Below are 21,970 nucleotides of genomic sequence, written 5' to 3' on the forward strand. Positions count from 1 at the left end.
GCAAGAGTGACCCGATGCAGCACCGTCTTGAATTTCTCGATCTGCAGGCCTTCATCCAGGTCGCGGAGCTGGGCTCCTTCCATGAGGCGGCTCAGCGCCTGCACCTGTCGCAGCCTGCGCTGTCACGGCGAATCCAGAAGCTCGAAGAGTTGCTGGAGGTGGGCCTGCTCGAGCGCACCACCCGGCGTACGCGGCTGACGCCGATAGGCGCCGACTTTCTGCCTCGGGCGCGACGGATGATCGAAGAGTACGAGTCCTCGATCCTCGGTATCCGCGAGCTGGCCACCCACCAGACCGGCACCGTGACCATCGCCTGCCTGCCGACCGCTGCCTTCTACTTTCTGCCAAGCGTGATCAGGGGGTTCAGCGAGGCCTGGCCGGGCATCCGTATTCGTATTCTGGATGTCAGCGCCAACGAGGGTCTCGAGAAGGTCATCAGCGGCGAGGCCGACTTCGGCATCAACATGTTCAGCGCCCAGCGGCCTGAGGTGTCTTTCACCCAGTTGATGAGAGACCCCTTCGTCTTGGCGCTGCGCTCCGATCACCCTCTGGCGGCCAGGGAGCAAATCGAGTGGTCAGACCTCGAGCAGGTGCGGCTGATCACCGTCAGTCGCGACAGCGGCAATCGCACCCTGCTGGACAATGCGCTGTCCGCCGAGGGCATCCACCTCAACAGCTTCTACGAAGTACAGCATCTGTCCACCTCGCTGGGGCTGGTGGAGTCGGGCCTGGGGGTGGCGATTCTGCCGCGCATGACCATGCCGGGCCCGGATCACGAGATCCTGTGTTCGCGGGAGCTGCCGGAGCCACGCATCCAGCGCACCATCGGCCTGGTACGCAGCAACGTGCACAGTATCTCGGGCACCGCCCAGCTGTTTATCGATCTGCTGCTGGAACAGTGGAAGCATTCGTAGGCGCAGCGAACCGCATGGCCATCTATCGCCGATTCAGTATGGATTCAGGTTCTTGCGCTACAAACAGAGGGAGACACCCAAAACGGAAGGATGACGTCATGCGCAGCACACTGATGGTGGTCGCTCTTGGCCTGTTGTCGACCCAGGCATTGGCAGGTCCCGGCCACGCTCAATCGGAGGCCATGGACCCCGATCAGGCGGATCGCACCATCGCCGTCGAGGCCGGCGATATCTGGTTCGATCCGGAAAGCTTGAGCGTTGCCTCCGGGGAGGTGGTGGCCTTCGAGGTCACCAACAGCGGTCAGCTCGAGCATGAGTTCGTGATCGGCTCCGCCGAGGCTCAGAACGAACACCGCAAGATGATGCGTGAGATGGCCTCGGGGGGAGGGCATGGCATGCACGGTGACGGCCACGACATGAGTCAGATGCACGGCGCCATGAACATGCCGGCGGTGACTCTGGCGCCGGGAGAAACCAGAACGCTTGTCTGGAAGGCGCCGGAGCAGGGGGCATCGCTGACCTTCGCCTGCAATGTACCCGGACATTTTGAAGCGGGCATGCATGGCACCCTGAGTGTGGGAGAATAGGCGGCAAGCCTGGGACGGGGCCACCCCGTCCGGCTCGAGTGAGGCGTGGCATGCCGGGGCCCGCTGGCAGGGAGATGATGGTGATGAAGCTGTTGCTGGTCGAGGACGATGACCTGCTCTGCGAGAGTCTGAAGGATACGCTGGATGATCATGGCTATCGCGTCGACGTAGCCGAGCGACTGAGCGTGGCAAAGGCGCTGTTGCACAGCGAAGAGTATGCACTGATGATTCTGGATATCGGCCTGCCCGATGGTTCGGGGCTCGACTGGCTCGAGTTCCAGCGTGAACACGGCCTAGGCCTTCCGGTGCTGATCCTGACGGCTCGCGATGCCTGGCAGGACAAGGTGGACGGCCTGCGTCGGGGGGCTGATGACTACCTCACCAAGCCCTTTCACGAACAGGAACTGCTGGCGCGGATACAGGCGCTGCTGCGGCGGCGTACCGAATTGACGGCGCGGCTGATCGTCAATGGCATCCGCCTTGACGAGGAGCAGCGCCAGGTCAGTTGCGCGGGAGGCCCATGGCAGACGCTTACCGCCACCGAGTTCTGCCTGCTGCGCTACCTGATGCACCACCCTGACCGGGTGCACTCCAAGACGAAGCTGCTCGATCAGCTCTACGCCCTGGAGCAGGATGCCCCGGCGCCCAATCTGGTGGAGGTCTATATCGCGCGCCTGAGGCGTCTGCTGGGCAAGCATGTCATCCAGACCCGCCGAGGCCAGGGGTACGTGCTTGTTTCGCATTAGACGCAATAGTCTCCGTCTGCGCCTGCTGGTCAGCCTCGGGGCGGTGTCCCTACTGGTCATGGGGTTGACCTGGTTCATGCATGGCCTGCTGCTGCGCGAGACCGCGCGGGACTTTCTGGGTGATCGACTGCGGCAGGAGGCGGAGTATCGCCTGGCGCAACTGCGTCAAGCCGCAGACCCGGTACCGGCCCCCACCTTGCCCTCGAGCCTGTCGGCCGAGGTCTTTCATCACCTGTACGTGCTCAAGCGCGGCGAGATCGTCACCACCTCCCATCCGAGCTGGTTGTCGGCGCTGACGCCCCATCTGGATGGGCCTGACAGGTCGCTGCTGGATGTGCACCTGGAGGGGCGTCACCTGCTGGTGTTGAGGCGAACCTTTACGGTGGACGGTAGGCCTGGGGTGCTGCTCATCGGTGAATCCTTCGACAGCGTCGAGGAAGGCCTTGCGGCACTGCACTGGTGGATTGGCGCCATCGCAGGTCTGGTGCTGCTGGCTCTTTCGCTGCTTAACGGGTTGGCGGTCAATGCCGCCCTGCGGCCACTGGATCTGTTGCAGCGCCAGCTGGCCGAGCTGCGAAGTGGTCAGCGACAGCGTGTCAGAATGAAGGTGCCGCAGGAGTTCCGCCCTCTGGTCTCGCAGCTTAATCGTCTGATGGACAGCCAGGAGCGCCGATTGGTGCGTTCGCGTAACGCCGTTGCCGACCTGTCCCATGCGCTCAAGACCCCTCTGACCGCGGTGATGCAGGCGCTGCGCAGCAAGCGTGAGCTTGATAAATCCCGCCGTGAGCGTCTGCTGGAGCGGTTGACGCTGATGCAGGAGTTGATGGAGTCCCATCTGCGTCAGGCGCGTCTGGCGGGCCCCGGTGGCGGCCAGCACACCCGGGTCAAGCGGGAACTCGACCAGCTTTTCGACATGTTTCGAAGCCTGTACCCCGACAAGCGCTTCGTCATGGCCCTCGGGGACGCCGAGGATGCCTGCATCGAGATGGAGCGACAGGACTTCCTGGAAATGATCGGCATCGTGCTCGACAACGCGGGCAAGTGGGCCAACCAGTCGGTGTGGCTCGCGCTGACGTTGGGGCGATGTCTAGAGCTGAAGATCCAGGATGATGGCCCCGGAGTGGCGGCGGAGTTGCTGCCGCTGTTGGGCCGGCGAGGGCAGAGGCTGGATGAAGGGCGGCCAGGCAACGGCATTGGCCTGTCGATTCTGCTTGAACTGGTCGAGCAGTACCGGGGAGAGGTCGGCTTTCAGGCGCCGCCCAGCGGTGGACTCGAGGTGACCATCCGCTTGCCGTTGGCGCTGGCGTCAACCTCCGAGAGAGAGGCCGTGCGTTAAGGATTCAGCTGGCTTTCAGCTTGGCGATGGAAGATGGCAGAAGTTCATCGCACAGGAAGACAGCACCCATGTCGACGACACTTCTACCGCCACATCGGCTATCACGACGAGGATTCATCAAGGGAAGCGCAGCCCTGGGAATCGGCACCGCCGCCCTCGGTCTGGCGCCTGCCTGGGCCAACCCCTGGGGACAGACTTCGAGTTACCCCAAGGGGGTGGAAAGCGGTCCGGATATCTCGCTGGCCATACGTCGCCAGAGCGTGCCCATCGCTGGCCAGTCTGCACGGCCGATTACCCTCAACGGCACCAGCCCTGGCCCCCTGATCCGGCTCAAGGAAGGGCAGGACGTGACGCTGCGGGTGACCAACCTGCTGGACGAGCCCACCTCGATTCACTGGCACGGCATTCTCCTGCCGCCGGAGATGGATGGCGTCCCCGGCGTGAGCTTTGCCGGCATCATGCCGGGCGAAACCTTTACCTACCGCTTTCCCCTCCGTCAAAGCGGCACCTACTGGTACCACAGCCACTCAGGACTGCAGGAGCAGATTGGCCATGTGGGCCCCCTGGTCATCGACGCCGAACAGCGCGAACCCTTTCGCTATGACCGCGAGCACGTGCTGCTGCTGACCGACTGGAGTGTCGAGGACCCCTCGACCATCTTCCACAACCTGAAGACCGGGGAGGGGTACTACAACTTCCAGGAGCGCACCCTGGGTGACTTCATCGCCGATGTGGACCGTCAGGGGCTCGCCTCCACCTGGGAAGCGCGTGCCATGTGGGGCCGGATGCGCATGAGCTCCCGTGATATCGCCGATGTTACCGGCGCCACCTACACCTATCTGCTCAACGGTCATTCACCCGATGACAATTGGACTGCCCTGTTTCGCCCCGGCGAGACGCAGCGGCTACGTGTCATCAATGGCTCCGCCATGAGCTACTTCGACGTGCGGATTCCGGGGCTCGAAATGACGGTGGTGGCGGCCGACGGCCAGCCGGTTCGGCCCGTGCCCGTCGAAGAGTTCCGCATCGGGGTGGCGGAAACCTATGACGTTCTGGTGACGCCGAAAGACGATGTGGCCTACACCATCTTTGCCGAGTCCATGGACCGAAGCGGCTTTGCCAGGGGGACCCTGGCGCCGCGTATGGGGATGGTGGCGCCGGTGCCGGAACGCCGACGTATCGCCGATCGAGGAATGGAGGCCATGGGAGCCCATGACGGCATGGATCACGGCTCGATGGCCGGTATGGATCACTCGAGCATGGCGGGCATGGATCACGGCTCGATGGCCGGTATGGATCACTCGAGCATGGCGGGCATGGATCACGGCTCGATGGCCGGTATGGATCACTCGAACATGGGCGGCATGGATCACGGCTCGATGGCCGGTATGGATCACTCGAACATGGCGGGAATGGATCACGCTCAGATGGACAGTACGGAGAGCGCCACTGGTACAGCCATGCTGCCGGTGGGCGTGGCGCAGCCAGGCTCCCGCCTCGATCAGCCTGGAATCGGCCTGGATGCCCGCGAGCGTCGTGTGCTGGTGTATCAGGACTTGAAGGCCATCGCGCCCTGGCCTGACCGTCGTCCTCCTGGTCGCGAACTCGAGCTTCATCTGACCGGTAACATGGAACGCTACATGTGGTCCTTCGACGGCAAGAAATTCAGTGAGGTCTCGGGGCCGATCCACTTCGACAAGGGCGAGCGTCTGCGCCTCATCCTGGTCAATCGCACCATGATGGAGCACCCGATCCACCTGCACGGCATGTGGATGGAGCTGGAGAATGGTGCCGGTGAGCTGATTCCGCGCAAGCACACCCTGAACGTCAAGCCAGGCGAGCGCCTTTCTGCACTGATCACGGCGGATGCCGAGGGTAGCTGGGCGTTCCACTGCCACCTTCTTTATCACATGGACGCCGGCATGTTCCGCGTCGTCAAGGTTGCCTGAGGAGAGATGACGCATGGAAATTCGTGTGGGCCGTATTTGCCTGGCAACGCTATCTGGTCTGGCATTGTCGTCGCTGGCGCTGGCTGAGGATGGCTACGACGCGCCCGATCACTGGCCGTCGCCCATGCAGGAGCATCTGCGTGGCTCGGTGCTGGTCGACCGTCTGGAATACGTCTGGCCGTCTGAAGACAGCGAGGCAGTAACCTGGGATTTTCAAGCCTGGTACGGAGGCGACGTTCATCGCGTCTACCTGAAGGGGGAAGGGAACAATACCCAAGGGGATGGCGAAGATGCGGAATTTGAATCGCTGGATCTGCTGTATAGCCGACTGATCGCCGACTTCTGGGAGCTACAGGGAGGGCTTGGCTACCAGGGCGGGCTTGGCAGCGATGACCATCCCGAGCGCTATTTCGGCGTGATCAGTCTGCAGGGTCTGGCGCCCTACCGGTTGGAAACCGAGCTGGATCTTCGTGTCAGTGACGATGGTGATACCTCCTTGAGTCTGGAGCAGGAATATGATCTGCGACTGACCCAGCGGCTTTATCTGCAGCCTCGCCTGGAAATGGAAGTGGCGTTCGATGATGCCGAGGAGTTCGGTGTAGGGGAGGGATTCAATTCCTTGCGCACCGGCCTGCGCCTTCGCTATGAGCTACATCGCAAGTTCGCGCCCTATATCGGCGCCTATTGGCAGAAACTTTATGGCGATACTGCCGATATGGCGCGTGATGAAGGCGATCAAGTGGAAGACACCGCAGTGGTTGCCGGGCTACGCGTCTGGTTTTGATGCCTCTACGCCTACGGTTGCCATTCAGGCCGCTGGCGGGATCTGCTTCACTACGCCGTTTTTCAATGTTTCAGCGTAGATTAAGCCAGATGACACATCATGAAGGTGCCAACATTCAAAGGAGGTAATCGTTATGAAATTGTGGCAACACATGATGGGTGTAGCTGTCCTCGTGGGCGTTTCTCTACCGGTATGGGCTGCGCAGGGCCATTCGCAGGAAGCCGAAATCTTGCGGCAAGGTGTGTCTGCCACCCAACAGCTTCGTGGTGCACCCGTGCGTTACCGGTTGCCGATCGAAGAGGAAGGAATGATCGTCGTCAGCAGTGAACATCTTGCCAGCGACTCGAGTCAGTCGATGAGTATCGAGGGAAGGCTGTATTCCCCCGCGGGGCAGCTGGTGGCCAGCGACGCGGACAACAACGGCCACTTCCTGCTGGAGGAACCTGTCACTCCCGGAAACTATGAGCTTGAAGTGCGAGGCAGTGTGCTTGGCAGCGCCAATGAAAACAGTGGTCGCTACAGTCTGCATGTCGGCTTCGAATAAACGTTGCATCGTGCCAGAGAAAACCCGCCAGGCAATGCCTGGCGGGTTTTTGCTGCACGTCTGGAGCCGTCAGGTCAGGCGTGTCTTACATTAACAGTGCCTTGGCCGGCATCCACAGGCCCATCAGCAGCATGATCAGGTTCTCGCTCAGGGAAACGAAGCCCAGGGGAACGTTGCTGTTGCCGCCGACGCAGGCGCACTTGAGTTCGCGCTTGTCGATGTAGACCGCCTTGAACACCGAGATGGCCCCCACGGTACCGATGAACAGGGCCACAGGCGCGGCGATCCAGATCAGGCTGCCTGCCAGCATCAGTATCCCGGCCAGTGTTTCGGCGTAGGGGTAGATGTAGCCGTAGCGTACATCGCGTTGGGCCAGCAGGTCGTAGTTCAGGAACATGGTGCTGAAGCTTTCCACGTCCTGCAGTTTCTGCAGGCCCAGCAGAACCATGGCCGAGGCGACGGCGAACTCGATGGTGCGCACTGAGACCAGCGACTGGCCGGACACCCAGCCTACCGCCAGGCCGATCAGCAGGGCCGTGGCGAAGATGGCGATGACAGGACGGTAGCTGACTTCCTTGTCGCCGGGCACGCTCATGCCGAGGTAGCGGCGCAGTTCTTCGTAGCCGCCGATGCGCTCGTCGCCGATGTACACCTGGGGTGTGGTGTCCACGTCGGCTTCCTGCTTGAAGCGGTCGATGGCTTCACGTGACGTCAGGGTGTGGTCGTCGACCTGGTAGCCCTTGCGCTTGAGCAGCGACAAGGTCTTGAGGCCGAAGGGGCAGAGGTGATCCGCGGTCTTCATGCGATAGAGGCGGGCAGTGCTGGATGAGGCCCGCTGCGCCGGGCTTGCTGTGTTCGTGCTCATTTCCTCTCCCTGTGGTGGTTGAGAAAAGCCCAGACAGGCCAGGGTGGTTGCCCCTGAAGCTTCTGTCACTACTATGCAAGTTCGAGCATCTCCACCACAGACTAAAACCCTTGTGCGGCACAAGGGTCAAGGTGATACGGTCATCGGCTGGTCAGTCCTGGATAACCTGCGCAGGGGGATCCAGGTGGCGGGATATATCGGCTCGGGACCGGGCGATAGCGCGATCGACGAGCGTGGGGGCGATGGCGTTGATCAGCGCGAACAGGCGCTCCTTGCCGCCGAGGACGGCGCGACGCCGGCCACTTGTCAGCTGCGTGATGATGGCATCGGCCACGCGCTCGGGGCTGTCCACGGTATTGCCCAGGGCCTCGTTCATGGCCTCGGCGTCGGGGCCGTTCATGGCGGTCCGGGTGGCGCGGGGGGCCAGGTACTGCACTCGGACCGAAGTGTCTTCGAGCTCCCGGGACAGCGCTTCGGCGAAGCCCTTGAGGCCGGCCTTGCTGGCGCAGTAGGCGACATAGCCCGGGTGGCCGATATGCCCCAGCAGTGAGCCAACGAACAGCAGGTTGGCGCTGGGTTGGCCGAGAAACAAGGGCAGCAGGGCCTGGGTCAGCAGCAGGGTCGAGCTCAGATTGGTATCGAGCACCCGGATGACGTCGTCTGGCGAGGTTTCGCGAAACCAGCCGAGATGATTGATGCCGGCCAGGTGGACCAGCGTCGAAGGGCGCTGCTCGGGTGCTGCCTGACTTAGCTGGTCGAGTAGCCGCTGGCGGCCCATCGCGGTGGTCAGATCGACGCCAGCGACGAGGGTGTGTCTCGAGGCAGCCTTGCCAAGCTCGCCCGCCAGGGCGCTGAGCTTGCCCTCATCACGCCCTGCCAGCCACAGGCTGGCGCCTTCGGCGTCAAGCCGCTTCACCAGCGCCGAGCCGATGCCGCCAGTGGCGCCGGTCACCAGAATCCTGCGCTCGCTCAGTGATGGCATGAGTTTGCCTCCAGCGCTTCGTCCGTCCAGTGCTCGGCGTCTCGCAGGGCGGCGTCATGGACCGCGCCATAGAGGCGATAGAAGGCGCGGGCCGAATGGACGATCTGGGCCTGCTCCTCGGTGTCGGTGATGGTGTCCATCAGTTCGGCGAAGAAGGCCATATGGGAGATGTCCAGTTCGCCGTGGGAAAACAGGTAGTGGAAGGCGTCATCGGTCAGGCCCAGACTATCGCGGATGGCCCTGCCGGCGGCGCTGGCCGCCGAGGTGCTGGTACCCTCGAGCACCAGTACCATGCCGAACATGGCCAGCGGATGGCGCCGTCTGATGCTGTCGTAGGCGTAGGACACCATCCATTCCGTCTCGAACAGCGGTGGGCGTGAACGCGCGTGGTGCCGATCGACGCCGGTGGACTCGAGGTCATCGAGTATCCAATGTTCGTGGCCCTTTTCCTCGTCGATGTACTCGGCGATGGCCATGCGCAGGTTGTCGCGCAGCACGAAGTTAGGAGCGGACAATTCGGCGCCGCAGGCCATCATCAGTGAGACGGTGTGACGCACATGGTGATAGGCCTGGGCGAGAAAGGCGCGATATTCGGGCAGCGTGATCTTGCCGCCCTGGGCGCGCCCGATCAGTTCCCCTCCCATCAAGGCTTGGCGTTCGTCTTCGGTGGCAGCGAGCAGGTGGCGGTAGAAACCGTCGGGCTTGCCGTTGTCGACAGGTGGCGAGGTGACGATCGGGGTATCGGTCAGCGTGTTCATGGGGGTGGGGGTTCCTGTGGGTATGAAGGGAGGCCGTCGGCGGCGGAGGAAAGCGCTGCTGACACCTGCTCATGGCCGGGGAAGGTTCTGGCGACAAGCCGCTCGATGTCGCAGCGGCGGCGGAGCTGAATGCTGGCCCGGCGCAGGCGTCCGTTGGCGGTCAGTTCGTTGCTGGCGATCGACAGCGGCTCGGCGACGCCTGGCAGTTGCCGTAGCAACGACTGCCAGCCGCGGACCCTGGCGTAGTCGGGCAGGCGCTGATTGAGCGCGGTGATGTGGGCTTCCAGGCGGGGGGGCTGGATAGCGGCTGAAGGACTAAGGAGCGCCAGCACCCCCGGCAAGCCTTCGCCGAAGACGAAGGCACGATCGATACCGTCGATAAGCTCGAGCTCCGCCTCGAGCCACTCGGGACAGAGATTGCGTCCGTTCGACAGGATGATGACGTTGCGCTGACGCCCGTCCAGGCGCCAGTGACCGTCCGCCAGGCGGTGACCGAGATCTCCGCTGGGCCAGGGCATCTCGGTTGACGGAAGGTGATGATCGGACCCTAGGTAGCCGAGCATGCGACGACCGTGGACCAGCAGTTGCCCCTGCTCATCGGTGCTCAGGCGCAATCCCTTGAGGGGGCACCCGACACGGCCATCCTGGGGCTCGTCTGGGCGGCTCAGACAGACCACCGAGCCCATCTCGGACATGCCGTAGCCCTGGGCGACAGGGAGCCCCTGCTGGGTTGCCTGTTCGAGCAGGCGGCGGGGCACCTGGCCCCCGCCCACGGCGACTAGCGACAACACCTGTTGCCACCCGTTTGCCGCAGAATGATGTGAGGCCAGGTGAGTTAGCGCCTTGAGCAGCCCCGGTACCAGAATCAGGCTGTCGGGTCGCCGCTTGGCCAGCCAGCGCTGCCACTGGTCGGGGGCTAGCGTACCGCTGCCATGTAGCCCGGTAAGATCGGGCGTATCGATAACGATCGTGGCTCCTCGCCAGAGGGCGAAGAGTGCGCCGGCCAGATGTTCGAGCAGCACCGCTATGGGCAGCACCACGCCGTGACGATGGAGGGGAACACCTGCAAGGCGCTGTTCCAGTCCTTCAATGACCGACTCGAGATGAGGCCCGGACAGGCAGACCCCTTTGGGGGTGCCGGTGGTGCCGGAGGTAAAGGTGATCAGTCGCGTTCCGTCCGGTAGTGGTGCGGGCGTCGAGGGGCGCCGGAACAAGGCGATGGACAGGCCGACCGGAGCGTCGAGTGGCTGGCGCTTGAAGTCGTTTGCGCGGGCAGATGGCAGCCAGGCGTCCAGCGGGCTGTCCTGCGCGATCAGAAGCCCGTCCAGCCCGGTGGTATCGAGCAGGTGGTTGAGCTGTTGTTCGCTGAAAAATGCAGGTATCGGGGTGATCGGCAGGCCAGCCCGCCAGGCAGCGAGCTGGGCGACCAGCCAGCCAGGAGAGTTGTGACCCAGCAGGCCCAGGTGAGAAACGCCCGACTGCTCGAGTTGGTGCGCGACAGCGTCGGTGGCGGCCTCCAGTTGCCGGGCGGTAAGTCGGATGTCGGCGCCATCCGAGGTTTGCCCGAGCAGGCTCTCCGCATCCGGCGACAGCCTCGCCCTTTGGCGCAGGCGCTGGTGTAGCCTATCCATGGGGCATGTCCCCGGCCGCCGAGCAGGCGTGGACATGGGGTAGCGCCGGTACGGGATCTGCCGCCTCCGGGGCAAGCTGTGCTGCGCCGGCGAGAAGCAAAGCGCCGAGCGGGGTGGCGCGCATGCTGTTGGCCACCTCGAGGGGGCGAATCACCACGACCCTGGGGTCCCGCTCGTAATACCGTCCCCAGTCCACAGGATTGTCCAGGCAGTGGCGATGGGCGCGACCGATCGTGTGCATATCGATGCCGAGCCGGGCGAGGCCGTTGCGCACGTCCCTGGACGCCGTCACCACCAGCCAGTCGATGCCCAGTCGCTCGAGCACCACCACCAGCGACAGCATCAGCCGTCGGCCGGCGCCTGGCGATGCGCTGGCCAGGGCGCCGACCTCCATGACCTGGTGGCGCGGCGGCGCAAGGTCGCAGAGGCCACGAGTGGCGAGCACCATCTCGACAGGTGCCTCGAGGTAGTGTTCCACCATGAGAGGGCCTTCATCGGCACGCCTGAGTCCTGTGGTGGCGACGAGCGCGCCATGGGGGTCTCGCAGTGTCAGCAAGCGTTGGTAGGGATTGCTGATGGAGGCATTGTGATGGAGACGATAGACGTCGGAGATGAAGGCGTTTGCCTCGCCCAGCCGCTCCGGGGACGCCCAGCACAGGCCGGAGGTCACGTCCGGCTCGGGAGCATCCGTGTGGGCTGTCGTCTTCGAGGCCGATGCTGCGATTGCCGGGGCCATGTCATCGCGTCCTTGAAAGAGGAGTTGATGGCAAGGCTAGGCTGCCTAGCTTAGCGAAAACTTAACGTTCGCAGATGACTAACCTGTAGCGCGCACAGGTGGCCTGAGTGGACGCAAGAGATGGTGCTAGGCTGATCCTGCAGGGTCCGGTAAAGGAGGTATCCATGTGCGGCCGTTTCGCCTGTTACACACCTTTTGCTCAGCTTGCGGCGCTGATGCGCTTGCCGGTGGCGCCGCGCCTGCCCGAGCAGGAGCCGCCACCTCGCTACAATGTCGCGCCGGGCACCTGGATCACGTCACTCGCCATGGACGGGGAGGTTGTACCTTCCTTTACCTCGATGTGGTGGGGCTATCGACCCCACTGGGCCCAGGCCGGGGCGCCGGAGCCGATCAACGCCACCGTGGAGAAGGTCGCCACCTCGCGCTATTTTCGTGGGGCCTTTGCTCGCCATCGCTGCCTGGTGCCGGCGGACGGCTGGTACGAGTGGCTGCCGGGCGAGACCGGCAAGCAGCCTTATTTCTTGTGTCGTGAAGATCGCGCGCCGCTGTGGCTGGCGGCGATCTTCAGTGAAAGGGACGACGGCAGGCCGGGCCTTGCCATCCTCACCGAACCCGCCCGGGGCTGCGCGAGTCAGGTGCACGCCCGGATGCCGCTGGCGCTGGACGACGCCAGCCTTGAACCCTGGCTCGATCCTGAGCTGAGTGATCGCGACGTCATGCGCCAGACGGTGCGGCATCTACCCGCTGGCGCCTTCGAGGCATGGCCGGTCTCGACCAGGGTCAATCGGGCGGGAGAGGAAGGAAGTGACTTGATGGAAGCCGTCCAGGCACCGGGCTGACCGTCGGGTCTGAAGCGCCCGTCTGCATGCCCTGGCTGCGGTGATGTTCCAGGTGCTGCGCGGCTTGTCCGCCCCGCGCCGATGGGCTAAGGTCGAAGGCGCATGGCACGGGGTGTCCCGCACGATAGCGGGGCTGAGAAACACCCGTCGAACCTGATCCAGTTCATACCGGCGAAGGGATGTCAGCGCAGTCGTCAGTCCAGGGGTCGGCGTGCGTTCCTCGCCTCGACCAAGGACCCGCCAGATGACCCTTTCCGACGCCTTACCTTCAGCTTCCGTAAGTCCGCCTGCGCTTCCTATTTCCCGCCAGCTGGTCGTCGTCACCGGCGCTGGACGTGGCCTCGGTGTCAGCCTGGCGCGCAGTTTCCTCGAGCAGGGCGCGCGGGTGGTGGTCAACTATCGACGCAGCGAAGAGGGCGCCAACGCGCTGGTAGCCGACTATCCCGAGCAAGCCCTGGCGGTGGCCGCCGACGTCTGTGATCGCAGCGCCGTCGATGCCATGTTCGCGCGTGCCCGCGAGCACTTCGGCGCACCGGTCACCACCTTGATCAACAATGCGCTGCCGGACTTCGCTTTCAACGGCGACGCCCGTCCCGGTCCCGACGAGCTGACCTGGGAGCATCTCGATCATCAGCTTCAGGGCGTCGCCCGGGGAGCACTGAACACGGTGCAGGCGTCGCTTGCCGGCATGCGTGAGGCCGGCTTTGGTCGCATCGTCAATATCGGTACCAACCTGTTCCAGAACCCGGTGGTGCCCTACCACGACTACACCGCCGCCAAGGCGGCGCTGCTGTCGCTGACGCGCACCCTGGGCCACGATCTGGGCCCGGACAATATCACCGTGAACATGATCTCCGGCGGCCTGTTGCGCACCACCGATGCCTCCCGCGCCACGCCGGAGGCGGTGTTCGACCTGATCGCCGCCAGCACACCGTTGCGACGGGTGACCACGCCGCAAGAGTTTGCCGACGCCGCGCTGCTGTTCGCCTCGCCCTGGTCGCGAGCGGTCACCGGCCAGAACCTGGTGGTCGACGGCGGACTGGTGAAGGACTGATGGCCAGCATGCACCTTAATCTGTTCATCATGGGCTGCGGCCACCACAAGGCGGCCTGGCGTCATCCCCGTTCCAGCGTCGAGCGCCTGGCCGATATCCGCTACTACGAGGAGCTGGCGCGGCTCGCCGAGCGGGGCCGCTTCGATGCGGTGTTCTTCGCCGATGGTCACGCCGCGGGCAACGTCGCCGACGGTCCGCTGTGGACCCTGGAACCGCTGACCATGCTGGCGGCCATGGCGCGGGCCACCGAACACATCGGGCTTATCTCGACCGTCTCCAGCACCTTCTATACGCCGTTTCACGCTGCGCGCATGCTGGCCTCGCTGGACCATATCTCCGGCGGACGCCTGGGCTGGAACCTGGTGACCTCGATGTTCGACAGCGAGGCGCGCAACCATGGGCTCGAGGCCATGCCGAGCCACGCCGAGCGCTATGCCCGGGCGGAGGAATTCGCCAATACCATGCTGGCGCTGTGGGACTCCTGGAGTGACGACGCCCTGGTGAGGGATCGCCAGGGCGATTACGTCGACGCCAGCCGGGTCAGACCCGTTCACCATCACGGCGAGCACTTTCTGGTGGATGGCCCGCTGACGGTGCCGCGTCCGCCCCAGGGCCACCCGGTGCTGTTTCAGGCCGGCGCCTCGGATCAGGGCCGTGACCTGGCCGCGCGCTACGCCGAGGCCATCTACGCGGTGGCCTACGATCTGCCCTCCGCCCAGGCCTACTACAGCGATCTTCAGGCTCGGGTGAAGGCCGCGGGCAGACCGAAGGTCGCGATCATGCCGGGGCTCGTCACCTACGTCGGCTCCACCGAAGAGGAGGCCAGACGCAAGCAGAGGGAGCTCGACGAACTGTTGCCGGTGGACAGCTCCCGGCGCCAGTTGAGTCAGTTCATCGGTCAGGACGTGGGCGACTGGGAATTGGATGCCCCGGTGCCCGAGTTGCCGCCACTGGAGGCCTTCAGCGGGCCCAAGGGGCGCTACGCCACGATTCTGCGGATCATCGAGAGCGAACGACCGACGCTGCGCCAGTTGCTGGGACGGCTCGCCGCCGGTGGCGGCCACTGCACCATGGTCGGCACCCCGGAGCGTATCGCCGACGAGATGCAGCGCTGGGTCGAGCAGGGCGGGGCGGACGGCTTCAACCTGATGCCGCCATCGCTGCCGGACAGCATCGAGGACGTGGTCGAACAGGTCGTGCCCGAACTGCAGCGCCGCGGGCTGCTTCGACGCGAGTACCAGGGCCGCACCCTGCGCGACCACCTGGGGCTGGCGCGGCCTGGTCGCTGATGAGCCGGAACTGCCAGGGCCCCTGATCGCCAGGCCTTGAAACGACAACAGCGGGACGCGTCAGCACGTCCCGCTGTTTTTTATCACGCCTTGCCAGGCTGTCAGCGTGGCGGTGTCAGCTCTGGAAACGCCGCACCAGACTGCCCATGCGGGTGAAGTCATAGTCCTGGCGGGATGGCAGCAGCTTCATCAGCACCAGCGAGACCAGCACCGGCACGAAGGCCGCCAGCAGGAAGGATTCCAGCAGGGTGGCGGTACCGCCGCTGGGGGACGGGAACATCGCCAGCCCGGCGACCAGGCCCGCAGCGGTGCTGAGGACCGCGTTGCGCCCGTCGTAGCGGCGATTGAACAGACCGAAAAACACTGGGAAGGCCGCCGCCGAGCACAGCAGGTCCGCCAGCAGGAACAGATAGAGCACGCTGTAGCCCTGGGCCGCCACCCAGGTCACCGGCACCGCTGCGGCGACGATCAGCCAGCGTGCCAGGCGCATCAGGGTGGCTTCGCTGGCCTGGGGCAGCAGCCGGTGCATGTCGACGGCGATGATGCTGGAGGTGGCGTTGACGGTAGTGTCGGCGCTGCTCATCACCAGGGCCAGACCCAGCGGAATCAAGGCCAGGGCGAACCACAGCGGCACCTCGGACAGCAGCACGCTGAACAGCGCCACCGAACCGTCTCCCTCGAGCCCGAGGCCGACGAAGGCCAGGCCGAACAGGCCCATCAGCACGATCACCGGAAAGTTGAACAGCCCTGCGATCCAGAAGCCCCGCCGCAGCACCTTGCTGTCCCGGGCGGCGTAGATGCGCTGCCAGGTGCCCTGGTAGAACAGGCCGGTCAGCATCACCGCGATAAAGAACGTCAGACCGGCACGCAGGCCACCGGCATCGGTGACATCCAGCAACTGGGGCGCACGTTCCTGCAGGCCCTCGAGCGTCGGCGCGACGCCGCCGGCGGCCTGCCAGCCGAACACCAGCAGCAGCGCCAGCAACGGCAGGATCACCAGCATCTGTACCTTGTCGGTGAAGATGGTGGTGCGCAGGCCGCCGTAGAAGGTGTAGAGCAGGGTCGCGATCATCACCACGCAGGCGGTCAGCCACAGTGGGATCGGCGCCAGCAGGGTGACCATATGGGCGATCGCGGTGAGGCCTGCCGCCAGCGAGATGAACAGATAGAACAGCATGATCGTCAGGGTGAAGGCGTACATGGTGCGCCCGTAGCGATGGATCACGAACTCGGTGAGGCCGTGGCCTTCGGGGATCAGCTCACGCATGCGTCGTCCCAGCGGGATCATCACCAGGCGCGGGACCATGGAACCCAGCGCATAGCCCAGTACCGCGCCGATGCCGCCCCAGGTGGCCGCCTGGGCGGGGCCGAACAGGATCCAGGTGCCCAGGGTGGTGGCCACCAGGGTCAACACCGTGGCGCGGGTGTTCTGGCTGTTGCGAGCCGAGATGTAGTCATCCAGGCCGCCCTGACGACGTCGGGCATAGATCAGGCCGGGGATGGCAAAGATGGCGGCGCACAGCAGAAGCCACAGCGCCGTCCAGGTGGGATCGAGCATCATCGAAAGAAGACCTCTTTCTTGTCGTTGTCCGCAGGGACCGGTGGACAGGGGGGACGAGCGGCGGACAGGAAGAAAGAGGAGATAACGCAACCATCCTTCCCTTCGCCGGCATGACCCGGATCAGGTTCAAAGGGTTACCGCGTGATGCGGAATCTCAGCCGTCAGGCTCCCCCAGGAATGCGCACAGCGTAGGACCGCCTCCGATGGCTGTCAATTGGCGCTTTGGCCGCAGCGACGGGGCGTCAGACGGTGGGCGAGGTGCGCAGGCTGTGCCAGCCATCGTAAAGCCAGTTTGCCGCTCGGCTTGGATCGATGTCAGCCATCGCCAGATAGCCATGACAGCAGGCCTCGCGGCTCGCTCGCACAATGGTCGAGGCGTCGGTGGCGTCCATCACCAGGGTGCGTCGGTGCCCGCCGCCGCCGCGCAGGAAGGGGGCCGCGGGAGCGCGCTGGAACTCGACGCCTGCCGGCAGGGGCGCTGTCGAGTGATGCGTGTCGGGGTGGTCTGGGGCGCACAGGATGACCTCGAAGCCGAGCCGTTGTCCCTGGCGCGCCAAGTCGGCATTGACCGGGGCGTGGCCGGTCAGCACCAGACGCAAGGCCGGCTGGATCAGCACCTCGACGACGTCGTCGCCGATCTGGACCAGCGGACTGGTTGGCGTGGGTCGCTGCAGGTTCATGGACGTGCTGCCCAGGCTGACGCGGCGAATCAGCGATGGCTGGCCGGCGAGCGTTGCATGGATGACCTCCAGGTGCACCAGGGTCTCGCTGCTCGGTGACAGGCGCTCGACCAGGCAGGGGGTGCCATCGTTAGCGTTGTTGTCGATATTGACCAGGCAGGCGCCGCCGTCCCGCGCCTGGGACAGCAAGATGGGCTGTCCGGCGTACCCGGGGCCATCGGCATCGCTGGTGACGCTCAGGTGGGGGAAGGCGGGAGCAGGGGTGTCCAGACGCGTGCAAAGCCAGCTGGTATCCCCGCGATTGGCCAGCGTCAGGGCGTGTTCGATGGCGACAAGGTCCTGGTGGTTCATGGGCAGCTCCCGCGGCGGTGTCGGCGACGCCAGCATAACGTGGAAGCGGGCAAGCGAAATAATCCGGCATCTATAAGCATCTTTTCATAGGCTAGAGAAGACGGCACGCGAGCCGCCAGGGTATTGACCTGCTGCCGGTCCAGGGCAGGGCTTACGCAAGGAGTTGTCCTCATGGAGCGTTTTGCCTGGGTGGAAGAGGCATTGGTGTCGTCCGGAACGGTGCTGGTACGCCTGACGCCGGAGTTGCAGGTGCACGACGTGGTCGGTGATGCCGTGCGCGTGCTGGGCGAGCCTGGAGAGGTCTGGATCGGGCGGGGGCTGGCAGAGCTGCCTGGCGAGGTCGCCAGGGTCGCCGAAGCCTGGGTCTCCCGGGGTGTCGCTCACGCTGCCAAGCCTTCGATGCCGCTGGAACTGGGCGATGGTAGCTGCTGTCGCCTGGCCGATGGTGGGCTGGTGCTGCGACTGTCGGCTCGGCAGAAGGCAAGCCGCGGTGTCATCGCGCGGATGGCCGACCACCTGCCGGTGATGGTGGCCTACGTCGACCGCGACTTCTGCTTCCGTTTCAACAATCGTGCCTACCTCGACTTCATCGGCCAGCCTGCCGAGGCGCTGATGGGGCAGCCGGTGTCTTCGGTGCTTGATGCAGACTCCTACGCCAAGATCCGGCCACGTTTCGATCTGGCGCTGGCGGGGCAGGAGGTCAGCTACGAGGATTCCCTGGTGCTCCAGGACGGTCGCCAGATCTACTTCAAGGTCCACTATCTGCCGGACCTGGTGGAAGATGAGGTGATGGGCTTCTACGCCATCATCCAGGACGTCTCCGAGTATCGCTCGATGATCCAGCTGTTACGGGATGTCCATACCGGGGTAAATCGCACCGATATCGGAGTATCAGAGATCGTCGACATGCTGCTGCGTGACGCCTTGAGCTACCTGAGGCTGGATATCGCGCTGGTCAGTCAGGTCGAGGGGGAGTGTTACACGGTTCGCTGGGCGGCCTCGGATAATGCGCCAGTCGCCTCCGGCGACAGCTTTGCACTGGGTGACACCTACTGTCGGCTGTCCCTCGACGCCGATGACGTCTTCCATACCCACCGCGCCAGGCAGGACGAGCGAGTCAAGGGCCACCCCTGCTACGAGAACTTTCAGCTGGAAACCTATATCGGTGCACCGCTGCGGATCCAGGGCAAGGTCTGGGGAACCCTGAACTTCTCCAGTCCGTCGGCGCGGCGGCACGCCTTCAGCGAGGTCGATATCGAGTTGGTCCGACTACTGGTCGGGGCCGTCGAACGTGTCATTTCCAACGAGATGGAGGTCGAGCGTATTCGCCTCGAACGTGATCAACTGGAAGACCAGGCGATGACCGATGCCTTGACCGGACTCCCCAATCGAAGCCAGCTGGATCGCCACGTCACCCGCCTGATCGAGGAATGCGACAGTGGCGGGATGGTGTTCTCGCTGGCCGCGGTCGATATCGACTTCTTCAAGCAGGTCAATGATGGTTTCGGTCATTCGGCCGGTGACCAGGTGCTCACCTGGCTGGCGCAAACAGTAGCCAACTGCCTGCGTGATGGCGATCTGGTGGCGCGCACCGGCGGCGAGGAATTCGTGGTGGTCATGCGGCGCACCGCCTTGCCCGAGGCGATCAAGGCGGCCGAGCGGGTGCGCCGTGCGGTGGAAGGGGGCGAAATCCGCCTGTCGGATGGACAGACGATTCGCATCACCATCAGCATCGGCGTCAGCCAGTATCGCAAGGGGGAGGGGTTTGCACCGCTGTTCGAGCGCGCCGACCGGCGCCTGTACAGCGCCAAGCGCAGTGGTCGCAACCGCGTGTGCGCCGCGACGGACGGAGAGTCGTCGCAAGAGGCCTCCCGCGTCTAGTCGCTGAAACATTAAAAGAGACCTCTACTGAGCAAGGCGGTGCGGTGCTGAAGTGAATGCCACGGCGGGCGGATCGAGGATGGCCTCGAGAGATTGCAAGAGAAGCTTGGTAGCCGCTGTTCGACATGCTGAATCCTGCACCTGCGGAATCGAGAAGAATCTCGCAGTGTGGCTGATGTCATTCAGATGACGGTGGCGTGAAATTTTTTTACACGAAGTGCTTGCCAAGCCCGGCCCCGATCCGTAAAGTACGCATCCGCTGCCGGCGACGAGCAAACGTCACAGGCGGTAGAGGGTGGTAAAAGTGATTGTTTTGAAAAGGCTTTTTCAAGTCTTTGAAAAAATTCTCCACTTGACGGGCAACGAGAAATCGGTAGAATGCTCGCCACTCGATCGGAGTCGCCAAGACGGCATCGCAGGATGCGCGTCAGGCTCGCTTCGCTTTCTTGAGTCCTGCAGGCATCGCTTGCACGGCGAAAAAAGAAAGCCTTGACGGAACGCTTCGATTCTGTAGAATACGCCTTCCTCGCAAGGCGCTGTGATAAGGGCTCGGGTTAAAGATTCGGGGCTGCGGCGCTGCAAAGCGAGACGCTCTTCCGGCCGGTTTGGCCGAGGGCAAGCTCTTTAAAAATTGATCAGGTAATTCATGTGGGCGCTTGCCGATGAGTCAGTGACACTGTCACTGAAATATCAAGGCAAGCGACTCGTCAAACGAGACGTTTGAACCTTGAGCCAAGTTTGGTCCGCTTAACGGACTATCAGACTTTAAACTGAAGAGTTTGATCATGGCTCAGATTGAACGCTGGCGGCAGGCCTAACACATGCAAGTCGAGCGGAAACGATCCTAGCTTGCTAGGAGGCGTCGAGCGGCGGACGGGTGAGTAATGCATAGGAATCTGCCCGGTAGTGGGGGATAACCTGGGGAAACCCAGGCTAATACCGCATACGCCCTACGGGGGAAAGCAGGGGATCTTCGGACCTTGCGCTATCGGATGAGCCTATGTCGGATTAGCTAGTTGGTGAGGTAACGGCTCACCAAGGCTGCGATCCGTAGCTGGTCTGAGAGGATGATCAGCCACATCGGGACTGAGACACGGCCCGAACTCCTACGGGAGGCAGCAGTGGGGAATATTGGACAATGGGCGAAAGCCTGATCCAGCCATGCCGCGTGTGTGAAGAAGGCCTTCGGGTTGTAAAGCACTTTCAGTGAGGAAGAAAGCCTTGAGGTTAATACCCTCGAGGGAGGACATCACTCACAGAAGAAGCACCGGCTAACTCCGTGCCAGCAGCCGCGGTAATACGGAGGGTGCGAGCGTTAATCGGAATTACTGGGCGTAAAGCGCGCGTAGGCGGCTTGATAAGCCGGTTGTGAAAGCCCCGGGCTCAACCTGGGAACGGCATCCGGAACTGTCAGGCTAGAGTGCAGGAGAGGAAGGTAGAATTCCCGGTGTAGCGGTGAAATGCGTAGAGATCGGGAGGAATACCAGTGGCGAAGGCGGCCTTCTGGACTGACACTGACGCTGAGGTGCGAAAGCGTGGGTAGCAAACAGGATTAGATACCCTGGTAGTCCACGCCGTAAACGATGTCGACTAGCCGTTGGGCTCCTTGAGAGCTTTGTGGCGCAGTTAACGCGATAAGTCGACCGCCTGGGGAGTACGGCCGCAAGGTTAAAACTCAAATGAATTGACGGGGGCCCGCACAAGCGGTGGAGCATGTGGTTTAATTCGATGCAACGCGAAGAACCTTACCTACCCTTGACATCGAGAGAACTTTCCAGAGATGGATTGGTGCCTTCGGGAGCTCTCAGACAGGTGCTGCATGGCTGTCGTCAGCTCGTGTTGTGAAATGTTGGGTTAAGTCCCGTAACGAGCGCAACCCTTGTCCCTATTTGCCAGCGATTCGGTCGGGAACTCTAGGGAGACTGCCGGTGACAAACCGGAGGAAGGTGGGGACGACGTCAAGTCATCATGGCCCTTACGGGTAGGGCTACACACGTGCTACAATGGCCGGTACAATGGGTTGCGAATCCGCGAGGTGGAGCTAATCCCATAAAGCCGGTCTCAGTCCGGATCGGAGTCTGCAACTCGACTCCGTGAAGTCGGAATCGCTAGTAATCGTGAATCAGAATGTCACGGTGAATACGTTCCCGGGCCTTGTACACACCGCCCGTCACACCATGGGAGTGGACTGCACCAGAAGTGGTTAGCCTAACTTCGGAGGGCGATCACCACGGTGTGGTTCATGACTGGGGTGAAGTCGTAACAAGGTAGCCGTAGGGGAACCTGCGGCTGGATCACCTCCTTAAACGACACGTCATCTGACTGTCGGTAAGTGCTCACAATGAATTACCTGATCGATAGAGCGGTTAACGGAACTTTAAGTTGGACGTTTGTGCTTCATTAGCAAGCCACAAGCCGCCAGCTTAGAGTTTTGTGCTCTAATGCTCTTTAACAATGTATATCATGCTGACAAAGTAAGATAC

General features: G+C 63.3%; 18 protein-coding genes, 1 rRNA gene and 2 riboswitches. Of the genes, 12 read left to right on the forward strand and 7 right to left on the reverse strand.

Annotated features, from left to right (window positions below; translation table 11 throughout):
- The first annotated feature begins 14 nt into the window (after window positions 1-14).
- The 7 genes from NKF27_RS06850 to NKF27_RS06885 all read left to right on the forward strand — a co-directional run bounded on the left by NKF27_RS06850 (window position 15) and on the right by NKF27_RS06885 (window position 6,860).
- Complete coding sequence (locus tag NKF27_RS06850) at window positions 15-914, forward strand: LysR family transcriptional regulator (RefSeq protein WP_045994126.1); 900 nt, start codon at window positions 15-17, stop codon at window positions 912-914.
- Between the two features lie 98 nt (window positions 915-1,012).
- Window positions 1,013-1,501 (forward strand): plastocyanin/azurin family copper-binding protein, encoded by a 489-nt coding sequence (locus NKF27_RS06855; RefSeq protein WP_108131725.1) that lies wholly within the window; start codon window positions 1,013-1,015, stop codon window positions 1,499-1,501.
- A 50-nt stretch (window positions 1,502-1,551) separates the two neighbouring features.
- Entirely contained in the window at window positions 1,552-2,247 is a 696-nt protein-coding gene (locus tag NKF27_RS06860) for a response regulator transcription factor (protein WP_240184300.1), read from the forward strand.
- Window positions 2,234-3,583, forward strand: coding sequence for an ATP-binding protein (locus NKF27_RS06865; protein ID WP_253555846.1), 1,350 nt, complete (start codon window positions 2,234-2,236; stop codon window positions 3,581-3,583). Before NKF27_RS06860 ends, NKF27_RS06865 begins: the two co-directional genes overlap by 14 nt.
- Window positions 3,584-3,651: 68 nt before the next feature.
- Window positions 3,652-5,532 carry a copper resistance system multicopper oxidase gene (locus tag NKF27_RS06875; RefSeq protein ID WP_301271184.1) on the forward strand — a complete coding sequence of 627 codons (1,881 nt, stop codon included), beginning with the start codon at window positions 3,652-3,654 and terminating at the stop codon, window positions 5,530-5,532.
- Between the two features lie 13 nt (window positions 5,533-5,545).
- Entirely contained in the window at window positions 5,546-6,316 is a 771-nt protein-coding gene (locus tag NKF27_RS06880; RefSeq protein ID WP_108131727.1) for a copper resistance protein B, read from the forward strand.
- 133 nt (window positions 6,317-6,449) lie between these two features.
- The gene (locus NKF27_RS06885) at window positions 6,450-6,860 is read left to right on the forward strand and encodes a hypothetical protein (RefSeq protein ID WP_124802262.1); all 411 of its coding nucleotides are present in this window, start codon (window positions 6,450-6,452) and stop codon (window positions 6,858-6,860) included.
- An 85-nt stretch (window positions 6,861-6,945) separates the two neighbouring features.
- Here NKF27_RS06885 and NKF27_RS06890 read toward each other — a convergent pair whose 3' ends face one another.
- The 5 genes from NKF27_RS06890 to NKF27_RS06910 all read right to left on the reverse strand — a co-directional run bounded on the left by NKF27_RS06890 (window position 6,946) and on the right by NKF27_RS06910 (window position 11,832).
- On the reverse strand, window positions 6,946-7,725 hold the full coding sequence (locus NKF27_RS06890; protein WP_197037071.1) for a glutaredoxin: 780 nt from the start codon (window positions 7,723-7,725) through the stop codon (window positions 6,946-6,948).
- 151 nt (window positions 7,726-7,876) lie between these two features.
- Window positions 7,877-8,707 carry an SDR family oxidoreductase gene (locus tag NKF27_RS06895; protein ID WP_108131728.1) on the reverse strand — a complete coding sequence of 277 codons (831 nt, stop codon included), beginning with the start codon at window positions 8,705-8,707 and terminating at the stop codon, window positions 7,877-7,879.
- Window positions 8,695-9,465, reverse strand: a complete 771-nt coding sequence (locus NKF27_RS06900) for a TenA family transcriptional regulator (protein WP_108131729.1) — start codon at window positions 9,463-9,465, stop codon at window positions 8,695-8,697. The genes NKF27_RS06895 and NKF27_RS06900 overlap by 13 nt, the downstream gene beginning before the upstream one ends.
- Entirely contained in the window at window positions 9,462-11,096 is a 1,635-nt protein-coding gene (locus tag NKF27_RS06905; RefSeq protein ID WP_253555847.1) for an AMP-binding protein, read from the reverse strand. The genes NKF27_RS06900 and NKF27_RS06905 overlap by 4 nt, the downstream gene beginning before the upstream one ends.
- Window positions 11,089-11,832, reverse strand: coding sequence for a thermostable hemolysin (locus tag NKF27_RS06910; protein WP_222569109.1), 744 nt, complete (start codon window positions 11,830-11,832; stop codon window positions 11,089-11,091). The genes NKF27_RS06905 and NKF27_RS06910 overlap by 8 nt, the downstream gene beginning before the upstream one ends.
- Window positions 11,833-11,996: 164 nt before the next feature.
- On the opposite strand from NKF27_RS06910, the gene NKF27_RS06915 reads away from it, so the two are divergent.
- From NKF27_RS06915 to NKF27_RS06925, 3 genes are all read left to right on the forward strand, one after another.
- Window positions 11,997-12,671, forward strand: a complete 675-nt coding sequence (locus NKF27_RS06915) for an SOS response-associated peptidase (RefSeq protein ID WP_222569108.1) — start codon at window positions 11,997-11,999, stop codon at window positions 12,669-12,671.
- A gap of 98 nt (window positions 12,672-12,769) precedes the next feature.
- Window positions 12,770-12,868, forward strand: a riboswitch (TPP riboswitch).
- 47 nt (window positions 12,869-12,915) lie between these two features.
- Window positions 12,916-13,725, forward strand: coding sequence for a 3-oxoacyl-ACP reductase (locus NKF27_RS06920; RefSeq protein ID WP_253555848.1), 810 nt, complete (start codon window positions 12,916-12,918; stop codon window positions 13,723-13,725).
- 8 nt (window positions 13,726-13,733) lie between these two features.
- Window positions 13,734-15,014 carry an LLM class flavin-dependent oxidoreductase gene (locus NKF27_RS06925; RefSeq protein WP_253555849.1) on the forward strand — a complete coding sequence of 427 codons (1,281 nt, stop codon included), beginning with the start codon at window positions 13,734-13,736 and terminating at the stop codon, window positions 15,012-15,014.
- 115 nt (window positions 15,015-15,129) lie between these two features.
- Here NKF27_RS06925 and NKF27_RS06930 read toward each other — a convergent pair whose 3' ends face one another.
- Together NKF27_RS06930 and NKF27_RS06935 are read right to left on the reverse strand one after the other, a co-directional pair.
- The gene (locus NKF27_RS06930) at window positions 15,130-16,575 is read right to left on the reverse strand and encodes a sodium:solute symporter family protein (RefSeq protein ID WP_108449909.1); all 1,446 of its coding nucleotides are present in this window, start codon (window positions 16,573-16,575) and stop codon (window positions 15,130-15,132) included.
- Between the two features lie 80 nt (window positions 16,576-16,655).
- Window positions 16,656-16,758: riboswitch (TPP riboswitch) on the reverse strand.
- A 59-nt stretch (window positions 16,759-16,817) separates the two neighbouring features.
- Complete coding sequence (locus NKF27_RS06935) at window positions 16,818-17,606, reverse strand: hypothetical protein (protein WP_253555850.1); 789 nt, start codon at window positions 17,604-17,606, stop codon at window positions 16,818-16,820.
- A 171-nt stretch (window positions 17,607-17,777) separates the two neighbouring features.
- On the opposite strand from NKF27_RS06935, the gene NKF27_RS06940 reads away from it, so the two are divergent.
- Window positions 17,778-19,487 carry a diguanylate cyclase gene (locus tag NKF27_RS06940; RefSeq protein WP_253555851.1) on the forward strand — a complete coding sequence of 570 codons (1,710 nt, stop codon included), beginning with the start codon at window positions 17,778-17,780 and terminating at the stop codon, window positions 19,485-19,487.
- A gap of 767 nt (window positions 19,488-20,254) precedes the next feature.
- A 16S ribosomal RNA gene (locus tag NKF27_RS06945) occupies window positions 20,255-21,792 on the forward strand.
- Window positions 21,793-21,970: the final 178 nt, after the last annotated feature.

The organism is Halomonas sp. DN3, from assembly GCF_024137905.1.
Classification (GTDB): domain Bacteria; phylum Pseudomonadota; class Gammaproteobacteria; order Pseudomonadales; family Halomonadaceae; genus Halomonas; species Halomonas litopenaei.